The sequence below is a fragment of the Mesorhizobium alhagi CCNWXJ12-2 genome (genome assembly GCF_000236565.1).
Taxonomy (GTDB): Bacteria; Pseudomonadota; Alphaproteobacteria; order Rhizobiales; family Rhizobiaceae; genus Allomesorhizobium; species Allomesorhizobium alhagi.
On sequence record NZ_AHAM01000042.1, the window covers coordinates 1 to 12,968 of the forward strand.

Genomic DNA, 12,968 nt, shown 5'->3' on the forward strand with positions numbered 1-12,968 from the left:
CCAAGTCGGTCGGGCTCAATGGCGCGATCGTAGAGGTGCCGATAACCCAGCAGCACATCGCCGACACGCTCGGCCTTTCGCTGGTCCACACAAACAAGACGATCCGCAAGCTGATGGATCGCAAGCTCATTTTGTGGCGCGACGGCGGTTGCGAGATTCTCGACCTCGAAGGGCTGAAATCGCTCGCCCGCTGGGAAGGTCTGGGCGAGACGCTGCGCCCCCTGGTTTGACCCACTCGACGACGCTTAGCCGGCGTCGTCACCCCAATTCAGGCCGGGAACGATATTCCTGACGACCGCATAGGCGACCAGCAGGGCCGGGATGGCTATGAAGCCGCCGAGCGGCCCCCACAGCCAGATCCAGAAGACAAGTGCGAGCAGCACGACCAGCGGGTTCAGCGTCATAGTCCGGCCGATCACCGTCGGCGTCACGAACTGGGCTTCGACCGTGTTGATGGCGAGATAAACTGCCACTGGCAGCAGGCTGCCGCCCAATATATCGAATTCGGCCAGGCCGATCGCGAACAGGATGAGCACCATCACCGCCGGGCCGATGAACGGCACGAAGTTGGCCAGGGCAGCGAGCGCGCCCCAGAGCGGCGCGGAGGGAACGCCGATTAGAAACAGTCCGATTCCGACGGCCGTTCCTTCGGCGATATTGATGGCGCTGATCGAGATGAGATAGCGCGACACCAAGCTTTCGACATCGCGAAAGATGTGCGCGACGCGCCAGCGCAGGCGGCGCTTGAAAAACAGGCTCAGGATCGCCGCCCGTGTCTGGTGCCGCGTCGCGACGAAGAAATAGAGACTGGCGAAGAAGATCAGGATCTGGGCGATTACGGCGGGAGCCAGCGTCGCCAGGCTCTCGAATCCCATGCCTTCGTCGACGGATACCGAAACGCCGTCGTCGCCGGTCAGATTGCGCAATTGCTCGCGAATGCCGTTCAGCGCCTGGAGCGGCTGCCTCAATTGCGCAAGTTGCGCCTGAAGGTCGCTCCAGATTTGCGGCAGGCGGCCGATCCAGAAGTTCAGCGGCGCCGCCAGCGCGAGTGCGAGCAGGCAAGCGGCGAATATGAAGATCAGCACGACAGCGGTCGCCGACAGGCCGGGCGGGAATCCGTGCCGCTCGAGTCTCGTCGCTATCGGGCCGAGCATAAGGCCGATGACTATGCCGAGCGAAATCGGCGCGAGAATGTATTCCCCCGTCGCCAGCGCGAACACCAGCGCGATGATACCGATGACGATGACCGAAACCTGCGCCGCCTGCGCCAGAAATATCTCGACATTCGATTTGGGCGGCAATCGGACGATCGGCGCCTTCTTGGTGGTGCGGTTGGCCATTCAGGATTTCCGGCTGGACTTACAGTGGGAAACGCACTTTCATGGCCTTCGTTCCTTGACGGAACCTCGCTGCGCATGGGGCGTTCTGTCGGCATTAGCGCTAAGGAGTGTGGCAATGGCGGCAGCAGCAGGCAGATCTTCGAAATCCACAGGCGGAACGGGACCAAGCCCCGACCTTGAAGCCGACATCCGCCAGTTGCGGGAAGACATCGCGAAGCTTGCCGAGCAGTTGGCGGCCACCAAGGATCATTCCTACAGCGCCGCGCGCCGTGCGGCCGCCGAAGGGGTTGAGCAGTTGCGCACGCAGGGCGAGGCCGCCATCGAAGGCCTCCGCGCCAACGCCAGCGATGTCCAGGAGCAGGTGATTGCGACCGTTCGTGAAAAACCGGTCACCTCGCTTGCGATTGCCGCCGGCGTCGGTTTTCTGTTTGCGCTCCTGTCACGCCGCTAACGCCGGCCCGGGGGGTTCGAATGCTGGCATCGCTGATCGCAAGTTTCGCTTCGGGCGAGACTGCGCTTGTCGTTCGCCGCGCCAGGCGGGCGGCGATCGCCTATCTGCTGGCAGGCGTGGCCGCGCTTTGCGGCATCGGCTTTTTCATCGGCGCCGTCTACATCTGGGCCTCGCTGCGTTACGGGGCGATCGAGGCGGCGCTCGGCATCGGCCTAATCTTCCTGCTCTTGAGCGGCCTCGTCCTCATTATTCATACCACCACGGCGCGAATCCAGGCGAGGCGGGCCAAGGAGCGGCGCGCGAGCGACCTTACAACGGTCGCGGTCGCTTCCGCACTGGCGGTGTTGCCGACGCTTTTGCGCGGCAAAACCGGGCTTGGAACGGTGATCGCGCCGCTCGTCGCGCTCACCGCCTATGCGATCTACCGCGAGAACCGCGCCAAGACCCCGAAGAAACCCGATCTCGCCGATTGAGTTTCGCCGCCCGCGGCGGCCCGCCGGCGATACGCCTGGAACCAAGCCATGGCGCGGGCATTGATCGGCATAGGCCAATACAGCGGAGGCGATCGTGCCCAAGACAATACCGCCCGGCAAATCGCGCCAGGGAAGCCGCGGCCTTCCCGTCCTAATCGTTCTCGTGGCCGGACTGGCGCTGGCGATGGCCATATGGGGAATTCTGGAGATTTGGGGCGCGGCGATCGACGCGCCGAGCAACGAACAGCCCGGCGGCGTGACGATTGAGGGCAACGAACAAGCGCCGGCGAACTAGGCGGTCGAGTTGGTCCCGGCGGCTTGGAGGGAATTCTTCGGCACGAGCACACGCAGCGACTTGGGGTGAATCTCCAGCACCGTCTCCCTTTCCAGTTCCGACAACTCGCCGTCTATCACGCATTTGAAACCGGCCTTGGCCGAGCGGATCTTGAGCACCACCCGCTCGGCCTGATGGATTTCGACCTGCTGGTTGCCGCGCCATCTGCCGCGCGCCACATTCAACATGAAATTCAGCAGTTCTCCGCGTTGCCGGGCAACGGTGATGTAGACGCCGAGCACGCCGCCATCCGGGTGGTCGGCATAGGGCAGATGGCCTTCGCCCAACAGATTGTTGGTCACACCGATACCGATCGTGCGGGTGACGATTTCGGCTTCGCCGATCGTCAGGCTGATTGTCATCGTCGGCGGGTTCAGCATCGTCGTGGAGCCGGCCCTGATCGAAGCACCGATCTTTCCGAGACGAGAGCGGAATTCCATTCTGTCGCGCAGCCGCACCATTTTGGCGTGCATGCCGATCGAAAACTGGTGGACGAAGACCCTGCCATTGGCGCTGGCGACATCGACGGGCCTGATCTCACCGTCCGCGAATGATCTCAAGGCGACGTCCAACGTCTGCGGCACGCCCAGGCTGCGCGCGAAGAGGTTCATGGTTCCCGCCGGAAGGATGGCCAGAGCCTTCTTCTTGTCCTTCATGGCCGCGGCAGCCGCCGAGATGGTTCCGTCGCCGCCGCCGGCAAGCACCACGTCCACTGAACGCGCCCGCGCCGCCTGATTGAGCGCCTCTACCACTTCGTCACCAGCAACAATGCGCGTTTCGACGGTATGGCCGGCGGCTGTCAATGTCTCCTCGATTGCCGCGGAGAAGGTGTCGAGATCCATCGCGCGCAGGGTGCCGCCGTCCCGGTTGAGCACCGCAAGGAAGCGCATGTCAGAACTCCGATCGCCTGTCGCTGAAGCCGCCCGGCTCTGCGAGCGAAAGCCGGCTTTCTCAACGTCGGCGACGCGCCGAGGTTCCCGCGCCGGGCAACTCCGTCCGCAAACCCTGCCGCACCCCGGCGGAAGGACGGATCCGGCGAAATTCGGAACTAGAATTGAGTAACGACGTTGTGACGATGTGAAACCGCGCCCGGCATCCCCTGCGACGGTACAGCCGAGGCCCGGCAGTGCATTGAAGAAAGTTCACGCACAAGGAGAACATATCATGATCCGCAATCTTCTGGCTACCACGGCGATCGCGACACTGCTGTCGACCGCCGCCTATGCGCAGGACGCTACTGCGCCCGCGCCTGCTGCGCCGGATCCGGCCGTCCAGGCCCCGGCTGAAGCGCCCATCGCGCGTGCCGACGGCCACCTGGCTACCAACCTGATCGGCGAAACCGTCTACAACGGCACCGGCGACGACGCCGAGAACATCGGCAAAGTCAATGATATCGTCATCGGCTCGAATGGCGAGGTCGAATCCGTCGTCATCGGCGTTGGCGGATTCCTCGGCCTCGGCCAGAAGAATGTCGCCGTGAACTACGCCGAGGTTGACTGGGCCGAACGGGACGGCGACCGCTGGCTGGTTGTAGCCGCCACCAAGGAACAGCTCGAGGCACAGGCCGATTTCGACCGCCGCGCCTATGAACCTGCTCCGGCAACCACCGCCGGCACGGAACCGCCTCCTGCGACCGACCAGACCGCGACAGCTCCTGCTCCGGCCGCTCCGACTGACGATCAGACGGCAACAGCCCCGGCTGAACCTGCTCCGGCTGATGACCAGACAGCGACGGCCCCGGCCGAGCCTGCCCCGGCTGACGACCAGACGGCCACGGCTCCGGCTGAGCCTGCCCCGGCTGACGACCAGACGGCAACCGCCCCGGCTGAGCCTGCTCCGGCAGATGACCAGACCGCGACGGCTCCGGCTGAGCCTGCTCCGGCCGACGACCAGACCGCTACCGCCCCGGCTCCGGCCGCCCCGGCGGACGATCAGACTGCCGCAGCTCCGGCTGACCCGGCCGCTCCCACCGACCAGACCACGACGGCAGCGGTCGACAAGTCGGCGCTGACGGAAATGCCGGCCAATGAAATGCGCGCCGAAAACCTGATCGGCACGACCGTCTACGGCGCCAATGACGAGATGATCGGCGAGATCGGCGACGTGGTGCTCGAAGGTGAGAACGTCGATTCGATCATTGTCGATGTCGGCGGGTTCCTCGGTGTCGGCGAGAAGGAAGTCGCTGTCGCCATGGACAATCTCTCGTTCATGACCGATGCGGACGGCAACAGGTATCTCTACACCGGCTTCACCAAGGAGCAGTTGGACGCGCAACCGGCTTATGATGAGGCCACCTTTGCCCAGAACCGCGACGATCAGCGCATGATGAACCAGTAATCATTCACGGTTGTCGTCAAAGAACCCGCGCCGGTAACGGCGCGGGTTTTCTTTGGTCGGGTCCGCTTCGTGGCCGTGCCGCACAACCAATGTTCGCTCAGCAAAGCAAGCAGCTGTCACAGGCGATAGTAGGATATTGGGGCGGTTCGATTTTCGTGCCAAGTTGAGCGTGCGTGCGGATGGCGCGTTGTGAACAAGCGACTAGCACTCGTTCACATATTGGCGACAGTGCATTCTGACTTCGGCCTCTACCCTGGCGGGTCGTTTGACCGACATAAGGGGTCGAGAGGCGGCGAGGTCGCCTATGAAACGAAGGGGCACGGACATGCTCGACCAGATCAAGGGCCTGCACCACGTCACGTCGATGGCCAAGGATGCGCGCCGCAACAATGAATTCTTCACCGGCAAGCTCGGGCTGCGCCGGGTCAAGAAGACCGTCAATTTCGACGCACCGGACGTTTATCATCTCTATTACGCCGACGGGGCCGGCACACCGGGCTCGGTCATGACCTACTTTCCCTTCCCGAATATCGGCAAGGGCAGGCACGGCGTGGGTGAGGTCGGAACCACCGTCTTTGCGGTGCCGCAGGGCACGCTCGGCTACTGGGAAAAGCGGTTCGCCGACGAGGGCGTAAAGGACGTGAAGCGCGAAACGCGCTTCGGCGAGGAGAGGCTGACCTTCTCTGGCCCGGACGGCGATTCCTTCGCGCTCGTCGAGACGAAGGACGACCCGCGCAAGCCGTGGACCAAGGCCGGTATTCCCGCCGACGACGCCATACGCGGCTTCCACTCCGCGTCGCTCAGGCTGAGGGACGGCGGCGCGACCGAAGAGCTCCTGAAGTTCATGGGCTATGAGGAAGTCGACGCCTCCGGCAATGTCAAACGGCTGGCGATCAAGGATGGCAACGGGGCCGATGTCATCGACATCGAAACTTTGCCGGGTGCGCCAATAGCCGATCTCGGCGCCGGCTCCGTCCATCACATCGCCTTTGCGGTCGAAGATCGGGCAAAGCAGCTCGAAGTTCGCAAGGCGCTTATGGACACCGGTTATCAGGTGACGCCGGTGATCGACCGCGACTATTTCTGGGCGATCTATTTCCGGACGCCCGGCGGCATCTTGTTCGAGGTCGCCACCAATGAGCCGGGCTTCGACCGCGACGAGGACACGGCCCATCTTGGCGAGGCGCTCAAGCTGCCGAAGCAGCATGCGCATCTGCGTGATTATCTCGAAAAGCACCTGCAGCCGCTGGAGGGCTGATCGGCCATGTCCGCAGACGCGTACATCCATAACTCCATAGCCGGCGCGCCTGGCGCGCCGCTGCTGTTCCTGTTCCACGGCACCGGCGGCGACGAGAACCAACTCGTCTCGCTCGGGCGGGAAATGCTGCCCGGCGCGTCGATCGTCTCGCCGCGCGGCGACGTCTTGGAATATGGCGCGGCGCGGTTCTTCCGGCGCACCGGCGAGGGCGTCTATGACATGGACGACCTCGCGCTGCGCACCGGCAAGATGGCGGCATTCGTCCGCGCCCATATCGAGGCGCAAAAGCCCTCGGCGGTGCTCGGCCTCGGCTATTCAAACGGCGCGAACATCCTCGCCTCGATGGTCTTTCTCCAGCCGAACCTGTTCGACTCCGCGGTGCTCATGCACCCGCTGATCCCGTTCGAGCCGCAGGTGAAAGGCAGCCTCACGGGAAAGCGGATACTGATCACTGCCGGCCGCCGCGACCCGATCTGCCCGCCCAACCTCACATCGCGGCTCGACGCTCATTTGCGGTCAGCCGGGGCCGATGTCACACTGCACTGGCATGAAGGCGGACACGAGATCCGGCCTGACGAGATCGAAGCTGCCAAGCGTTTCCTTGCGCACAGACAGGAGCAATCATGACCGACGCGCTGCCCGAAATCCGGCTGGAAGACACCGGCTCGAAGGGACGATATTTCATCCGCTCGGCGGCCGGCGACGAGGCGGAAATGACCTTCAGCAAGGCCGGCGAGCATCTGATCATCATCGACCATACCGAAGTTCCGGAAGCGTTTCGCGGGCAGGGCGCGGGGCTGCGGCTCGTCGCCCGTGCCGTTGAGGACATGCGCGCCGCCGGCAAGAAGATCATCCCGCTCTGCCCTTTTGCCAACGCGCAGTTCCGCAAGCATGCCGAATGGGCGGACGTGCTAAAAGGCTAGTGGCGAAACCCGCCGGGATCCGATCCCCAGCGGCCAGGAACCAACGGCTCAGGAAGCCATTTTGTCTGGAGAGTCCGGGAGAGATCGAGGCGGCGATGCAGACGAAGGATCTGGGCATAAGGCTGGAAAAGCGCGGCCACCGGGGCCGCTACGTGCTCGAAATGCCCGAGGGCGAACCGGCCGAACTCACCTATGTCGACAGCGGGCCGGACCACATCATCATCGATCACACCTGGGTGCCGCCGAAATTTCGAGGGCGCGGCGTGGCTGAGCGACTGGTTGTGCGGGCAGTCGAGGATGCCCGCGCTTCAGGCACGAAGATTACGCCGCTCTGCCGGTTCGTGGCGCTCGAATTCCGCCGCCACAAGGATTGGGCGGACGTGTTGAAGCAATGAGGCGGGGTGCGTCCTTCGAGGCTCGCTGCGCTCGCACCTCAGGATGAGGATTGTTGCTGCCTACAACCGCGCTCCGCGAAGCCCGCCGCAGTTGTAGGACGAATAGGGTAAGTGCCTGCGGCCGGTCTGATTTGCTGTGCGTCAGAACTTTAGTGCAAGTACCCACGTCCCTCATCCTGAGATGCGAGCGCAGCGAGCCTCGAAGGACGCACTCTTATTGTTTTTGTTTCTCCATCCTCACCAGCCACTCGCTTCCGACTCCCCGCTCGCGGATGATCGGCAGCGGATCCTCTGAATCCAGCCTCGAACAGAGGCGATAGACCTCCAGCGCCTCCGCGCTCAATTCGCCGCGTTTGTAGAAGTACATGGCCGCCGCATAGCGCGTGCGCCCCGACCACGGCTCGCCCAGCGGCGTGTTGATCAGCGCCCATTGTTCGGTAGTTTCCTGGTCGGGTTCGGTCATGTCAGAAATCCGCGGGCGGGTTGGCGGATCGCCGGTCCAGCTTGATGAACGGCCGCGGCACAATCTTGGCGCGCTTCATCAGCCGCTCGTATTTCAGTTCGCGCATGGCGTATATCTCAACCCAGAGATCGTCGGTGATCGTATCGCCGAAAGGCCGCGAAAGGCTTGCAATCGCTATGTTTCTTTTGGCCGTCGGCGACCAAATCGCGGCGCTTACCAGCCCGACCTCGCGCTTCTTGCGGTGATAGACGATGGCGTGCTCGGCCGGGATGTTGCCCTCGATTTCAAGCCCGACCAGAACGTGGCGCATCGTTGTATTCTGCCTGGCCTTGATGATAGCCGCGCGGCCGTTGAAGTGGCCCTTTTCGACATCGACCATGAAGCCCAGCCCGATCTCGTCGGGCATGCGCACGCGGTCGGCACGCAGCGCGTGCTCGGCGGTGGAGAAGTCGGCATTGGCGACGATCAGCCCGGCTTCGATGCGAGCGCGGTTCAGCGCCTGGTAGCCGATGGCGCGCAGGCCGCGGTGTTCGCCGACCTGCCAGAGGCGATCCCAGAGGCTCAGCGCGAGCGATGTTTCGACGAAAAGCTCGTAGCCGAGGTCGCCGGTGAAGCCGGTGCGGGAAATCGTGACCATCCCATTTTCATGAGGAAAATCAGCGAGATCGAACGGCTTCAGCTTCTCGATGCCGGCAAAGCCAGCGTCTCTAAGCAATGCAAATGAGGTGGGCCCCTGCAGCGCCAGGCCGGCTACCGCTTCGGTCTCCTCCTCGATCCGAACGTCGAAGCCGCAGGCGCTGTCGAGCAGCCACGGCAGATGCAGTTCCTGGCAGCACAGCCGGAATTTTTCGTCCGTCAGCCGGAAAAGCGTACCGTCATCAAGCACATGGCCTTCGTCGTCGCACCAGGCGGTGTAGTGGACCCGGCCGGGCTTCAGTTTGACGACGTCCCGCAAGGTGATCCGGTTGAGGCATGCCTCGGCGTCGGGTCCCTCGATGCGGTATTTCACCATCGGCGAGATGTCGAAAAGGGCGGCCTGGCTGCGGATCGCGAAATATTCCAGTTCTGAATCCCACAATGAATTCGGGGCCTTGTAGCCGGCCCAGTCGTACCAGTCCTGCGTCTTCGCAAGCGCCTCGATGCGCGGCTGGAATGGCGAGGGCAGGCGCAGGGTACGGAAGTGGGATTGCGCGGCGATGCGAGTGGAGAGCGGAGAAATTACACTAATGTTTTCCATAGCTTAGCTCCTCGCCGCCAGTATGCGCCGGGCGGCGTTCAGGCCCGGCGCGCCGGAGACGCCGCCGCCCGGATGCGAGCCGGCGCCGCAGAGGAACAGCCCGTCGACTGGCGTCTCGTAGCCCGACCAGCCGGAGACCGGCCGCGACATCAGCATCTGGTCGGCCTGCAGTTCGCCGTGGTGCCAGTGGCCGCCGGGCATGCGGTACCGCGCCTCGATGTCGGCCGGCGTCAGCAGTTCGGCATGGCGCACGGTCGCGCCGATTCCGGGCGCGTAGCGTTCCAGCAAGTCCATGACAATCTTGAAGAATTTCGGCTTTCCGGCATCCCAACCCTGCTTCAGGCGGTAGGGCGCATATTGGATAATCGCCGACAGAACGCAGGCGCCGTCGGGCGCGAGCGAGAGGTCGGAAAGGCTGGGCAGCGTGATTTCCATCACCGGCTCAGCGGAGAATTCGCCATACTTCGCCGGGTTGAAAGCGCGTTCGACATGGTCAGTTGAAGGCGCGATGACGAGCCTGCCGCGATGATCCTCGGCGCGCACGCCCAAAAACTCCGGCGGGCGGTCGAGCGCTAGGTGCAGCTTGGCCGCATCTCCTTGATTTCTGATGTTTTTCACCTTGCGGACAAAGCCGGTGTCGAGTTCGCGCGGGCCGACGAGGTCGAGGAAGGTTGTGGATGGATTGATCGCCGACACGATCGTTCTGCACGGAATTTCTTCAGCGTTTTCAAGCACAACGCCTGTAACGCGGCTGTTTTCGACGCGGATTTTGTTCACAATTGCATTGGAGCGCATGATTGCGCCGGCTTTCGTCGCGGACGAGGCGATCGCGGCCGCGATTTGGCCCATTCCGCCCAGCGGTATGATCTGCGCGCCCGGTGCGCCGCCGATCTCGCCCGTGAGACGATAATAGAGGCCGAGCAGCGAGGTCGGCGAGCGCGGTCCGAGATGACTGCCGAGCACCGCGTCGAATGCGAGCAGTCCTTTCAGCCGGTCGTCTTCCAATTGCTCGTCGAGGACGTCCGCGACGTTCATCAGGAGCATGCGCAGGAAGTCGCGCATGTCCTCCCTGCCGAGTCGTTTCAGCGACAAAGCAGTGAGGCCGAGAGCCGAGGTTTCGGCGAGCGACATGCCGCCGAGGTCGGGTGGGCGGCGCGAAAGCATCGGCTTCAATATGCCGGCATAGCGGACGAGCTGCGCGCGAAGCTCCTTCCATGCCACCTGCTCGGCCACGGAGGCTCCGGCCAGGCTTTCGCCATAGGCGCCGTAGAGCGTCAGCCGCTCGCCGGTTGCGGAAAGGGCGATGGTGGGCGCGTGTGAATTACCCCCACCCCTGACCCCTCCCCTCAAGGGGGAGGGGGACGATGTTTCTGCTTCTCGCCCAAACTCGCCGAGGTTTAGCGCAGTACGCGCTGCCGCAAGTCCCCCTTGAGGGGAGGGGTCAGGGGTGGGGGTACTTCCAGATGCAGCCTTGGGGGAAAGCAATAGCCCATGCTTTTCCAGTTCCAGCGTCTTGACCACGTCGGGATGCAGCCGGTTCAGGATGTGCGCGGTCGATGCTCGGAAGCCCGGATAGAATTCCTCGGTACGAGCCGCCCCTCCGATTTCGTTTGCGGCTTCGAGCACCAGCACCTTGCGGCCGGACTTGGCCAGAATGGTCGCGCAGACGAGGCCGTTATGGCCGCCGCCGATGACGATGACGTCATAGGATGTCATGCGGTGACCCCTCTGCACGGCAGCGGGAAATACCCCCCACCCCTAACCCCTCCCCTCAAGGGGGAGGGGGACTTTTCTGCGCGATCGTGCCGCGCTACACGTCCACGATCTGGGCCGCAGCGACGAAGCTCAAGTCCCTCTCCCCCTTGAGGGGAGGGGTTAGGGGTGGGGGTAAGTTCAGGCACCGTTGCCTCGCCGAAGGGATGGGCAAGCCTGAAAGAACCGCCGATCACGATTGCATCATATGACGTCATGGGCCGGGCTCATATGCTTCGCGCCGAGGGAGAGGTCGCGCAGGATTTCGGCGGCCGCGTTGCGGCCGGGCGCGCCCATGACGCCGCCGCCGGGATGGGTGGACGAGCCGCACATATAGAGCCCGCCGACCGGCGAGCGATATTGCGCGTAGCCCGGCACCGGCCGATTGAAGAGAAGCTGGTCGAAGGTCAGCTCGCCCTGGAAAATGTTGCCTTCGGTGAGGCCGACTTCGGCCTCCAGCTCGCGCGGGGTACGTACCTCCATGTGGACGATGCGGTCGCGGAAGCCGGGCGAATAGTCGGCGATCTGGGAGATGACGGTTTCGGCAAAACCGTCGCGGTCGGCGTCGGTCCAGTCGCGCCCCTCCACCTTGGGCGGACAATACTGCACGAAGCAGCTCATGAAATGCTTGCCGGGCGGCGCCATGGTCGGATCGAGCGTCGTAGGGATGACCATGTCGAGGAACGGGTCCGCCGACCAGCGTCCTGCCTTCCAGTCGTCATAGCCGCGCTCCATGCGCTCGATGGAATCGGTGAAGTGCATATCGCCGCGATAGACCGGCGAATCTTTTGGAAGCGCCGGAAATTCCGGCATGGAATCGAGCGCGATGTTGACCTTGCCGGAGGAGCCGCGGATCTTGAAGTTTTTCACCCGGCGGAGAAAAATTTCCGGCAGCTCCTTTTCCTCGACCAGCTTCAGGAAGGTGCGCTTCACGTCGGCGTTGGAAACAACCAGCTTGCCGCGGATTTCCTCGCCGCCATCCAGCACCACGCCTATGGCCTTGCCGCCCTTGACCAGAACCTGTTCGACCGCCGCGCCGGTGCGGATCGTGCCGCCCGAGGCGCGGAAGGAATCGGCCAGCGCGCGGGTGACCGCGCCCATGCCGCCGCGCGCATAGCCCCATGCGCCGACCGAGCCGTCGACCTCGCCCATATAGTGGTGGAGCAGCACATAGGCGGTGCCGGGCGACATCGGGCCGAGCGCCGTGCCGATGATGCCGGACAGCGCGAAATTGGCCTTGATCACGTCGTTCTCGAAATATTCGTCGAGAAAATCCGAGATGGACATGGTCCAGAAGCGCAGCGTCTGCGCCATTTCGGCGGCGCCGAGCCCGGCGAATTTCTTCGCGAGATAGAGGAGTTCGCCGAGATCGCGTGGCTTCAGGCTGGTCGGGTCCGGCGCGGTGCGCATCAGCAGCGGCTGGATGAAACGGCACTGCCGCGTCACGTCGCGGGCATAGCGGTCATAAGCCCCGGCGTCCTTCGGCGAGAAGCGCGCGAATTCGCGGCGGTGCGCGTGATGGTCGCGGTAATTGGCGAGGTAGTCGCCGTCGCGAGTGAACACCGCGCCGCCTTCATAGGAGATCACCTGCAGGCCAAAGCGCGGCAGTTCGAGATCGCGCATGATCTCGGGCCGGAACAGCGAGCAGACATAGGAGCAGTTGGAGTAGAGGAAGCCCGGCGTCAGTTCGCGGCTGGTCGCCGCGCCGCCGACCCAATCGTTCTTTTCGACCACCAGCACGTCGAGCCCCGCCCGCTGCAGGTAGCAGGCGTTGACGAGGCCGTTATGGCCGCCGCCGATGATGATCGCGTCCCAGATTTTCAAAGGTGTTTACCCCCACCCTCTATCCCTCCCCTCAAGGGGGAGGGCGTCGCCAGCGTTGCGTTCCAATCATGTGCGATAGCGCTGCCCTTGAAGGGCTGGGGTATTGGGCAGGGCAAGCCAGTGAAAACCGTCATCTGCGCACCATCCCACATCCCTGAGCTCCAGCATCGCAGTCGAGATA

Annotated in this window: 15 protein-coding genes; 9 read left to right on the forward strand and 6 right to left on the reverse strand. The window is 63.6% G+C overall.

Translation table 11 applies throughout. From position 1 onward, the window contains the following. The coding region (locus tag MAXJ12_RS06245) for a helix-turn-helix domain-containing protein (protein WP_008834947.1) at positions 1–230 on the forward strand (230 nt) is incomplete at its 5' end. A gap of 15 nt (positions 231–245) precedes the next feature. Here MAXJ12_RS06245 and MAXJ12_RS06250 read toward each other — a convergent pair. Continuing rightward, positions 246–1,340 (reverse strand): AI-2E family transporter, encoded by a 1,095-nt coding sequence (locus MAXJ12_RS06250; protein WP_008834948.1) that lies wholly within the window; start codon positions 1,338–1,340, stop codon positions 246–248. A 115-nt stretch (positions 1,341–1,455) separates the two neighbouring features. Between MAXJ12_RS06250 and MAXJ12_RS06255 the strand changes: the two genes are divergently transcribed. The 3 genes from MAXJ12_RS06255 to MAXJ12_RS06265 all read left to right on the forward strand — a co-directional run bounded on the left by MAXJ12_RS06255 (position 1,456) and on the right by MAXJ12_RS06265 (position 2,559). Beyond that, positions 1,456–1,791: an ElaB/YgaM/YqjD family protein gene (locus MAXJ12_RS06255; RefSeq protein WP_008834949.1), complete on the forward strand. Its 336-nt coding sequence runs from the start codon at positions 1,456–1,458 to the stop codon at positions 1,789–1,791. Between the two features lie 20 nt (positions 1,792–1,811). Further along, complete coding sequence (locus MAXJ12_RS06260; protein ID WP_008834950.1) at positions 1,812–2,264, forward strand: hypothetical protein; 453 nt, start codon at positions 1,812–1,814, stop codon at positions 2,262–2,264. A gap of 94 nt (positions 2,265–2,358) precedes the next feature. Beyond that, a complete protein-coding gene (locus MAXJ12_RS06265; protein WP_008834951.1) occupies positions 2,359–2,559 on the forward strand; it encodes a hypothetical protein in 201 nt (66 codons plus the stop codon). Here MAXJ12_RS06265 and MAXJ12_RS06270 read toward each other — a convergent pair. Beyond that, the gene (locus tag MAXJ12_RS06270) at positions 2,556–3,488 is read right to left on the reverse strand and encodes a diacylglycerol/lipid kinase family protein (RefSeq protein ID WP_008834952.1); all 933 of its coding nucleotides are present in this window, start codon (positions 3,486–3,488) and stop codon (positions 2,556–2,558) included. The genes MAXJ12_RS06265 and MAXJ12_RS06270 overlap by 4 nt on opposite strands. A gap of 274 nt (positions 3,489–3,762) precedes the next feature. On the opposite strand from MAXJ12_RS06270, the gene MAXJ12_RS06275 reads away from it, so the two are divergent. The 5 genes from MAXJ12_RS06275 (at position 3,763) to MAXJ12_RS06295 (ending at position 7,511) form a co-directional block, all read left to right on the forward strand. Then, on the forward strand, positions 3,763–4,935 hold the full coding sequence (locus MAXJ12_RS06275) for a PRC-barrel domain-containing protein (protein WP_008834953.1): 1,173 nt from the start codon (positions 3,763–3,765) through the stop codon (positions 4,933–4,935). Positions 4,936–5,260: 325 nt separating this feature from the next. Further along, on the forward strand, positions 5,261–6,193 hold the full coding sequence (locus tag MAXJ12_RS06280; protein WP_008834954.1) for a VOC family protein: 933 nt from the start codon (positions 5,261–5,263) through the stop codon (positions 6,191–6,193). 6 nt (positions 6,194–6,199) lie between these two features. Further along, the gene (locus MAXJ12_RS06285) at positions 6,200–6,820 is read left to right on the forward strand and encodes an alpha/beta hydrolase (protein WP_008834955.1); all 621 of its coding nucleotides are present in this window, start codon (positions 6,200–6,202) and stop codon (positions 6,818–6,820) included. Next, positions 6,817–7,116 carry a GNAT family N-acetyltransferase gene (locus MAXJ12_RS06290; protein ID WP_008834956.1) on the forward strand — a complete coding sequence of 100 codons (300 nt, stop codon included), beginning with the start codon at positions 6,817–6,819 and terminating at the stop codon, positions 7,114–7,116. Before MAXJ12_RS06285 ends, MAXJ12_RS06290 begins: the two co-directional genes overlap by 4 nt. Positions 7,117–7,211: 95 nt before the next feature. Then, entirely contained in the window at positions 7,212–7,511 is a 300-nt protein-coding gene (locus tag MAXJ12_RS06295) for a GNAT family N-acetyltransferase (RefSeq protein ID WP_008834957.1), read from the forward strand. A gap of 214 nt (positions 7,512–7,725) precedes the next feature. Here MAXJ12_RS06295 and MAXJ12_RS06300 read toward each other — a convergent pair whose 3' ends face one another. The 4 genes from MAXJ12_RS06300 to MAXJ12_RS06315 all read right to left on the reverse strand — a co-directional run bounded on the left by MAXJ12_RS06300 (position 7,726) and on the right by MAXJ12_RS06315 (position 12,787). Further along, positions 7,726–7,974 carry a hypothetical protein gene (locus tag MAXJ12_RS06300; RefSeq protein WP_008834958.1) on the reverse strand — a complete coding sequence of 83 codons (249 nt, stop codon included), beginning with the start codon at positions 7,972–7,974 and terminating at the stop codon, positions 7,726–7,728. A 1-nt stretch (position 7,975) separates the two neighbouring features. Beyond that, positions 7,976–9,211 (reverse strand): aminomethyl transferase family protein, encoded by a 1,236-nt coding sequence (locus MAXJ12_RS06305; RefSeq protein WP_008834959.1) that lies wholly within the window; start codon positions 9,209–9,211, stop codon positions 7,976–7,978. 3 nt (positions 9,212–9,214) lie between these two features. Continuing rightward, on the reverse strand, positions 9,215–10,927 hold the full coding sequence (locus MAXJ12_RS06310; protein WP_008834960.1) for a phytoene desaturase family protein: 1,713 nt from the start codon (positions 10,925–10,927) through the stop codon (positions 9,215–9,217). A 240-nt stretch (positions 10,928–11,167) separates the two neighbouring features. Continuing rightward, positions 11,168–12,787, reverse strand: coding sequence for a phytoene desaturase family protein (locus MAXJ12_RS06315; RefSeq protein WP_008834961.1), 1,620 nt, complete (start codon positions 12,785–12,787; stop codon positions 11,168–11,170). Positions 12,788–12,968: the final 181 nt, after the last annotated feature.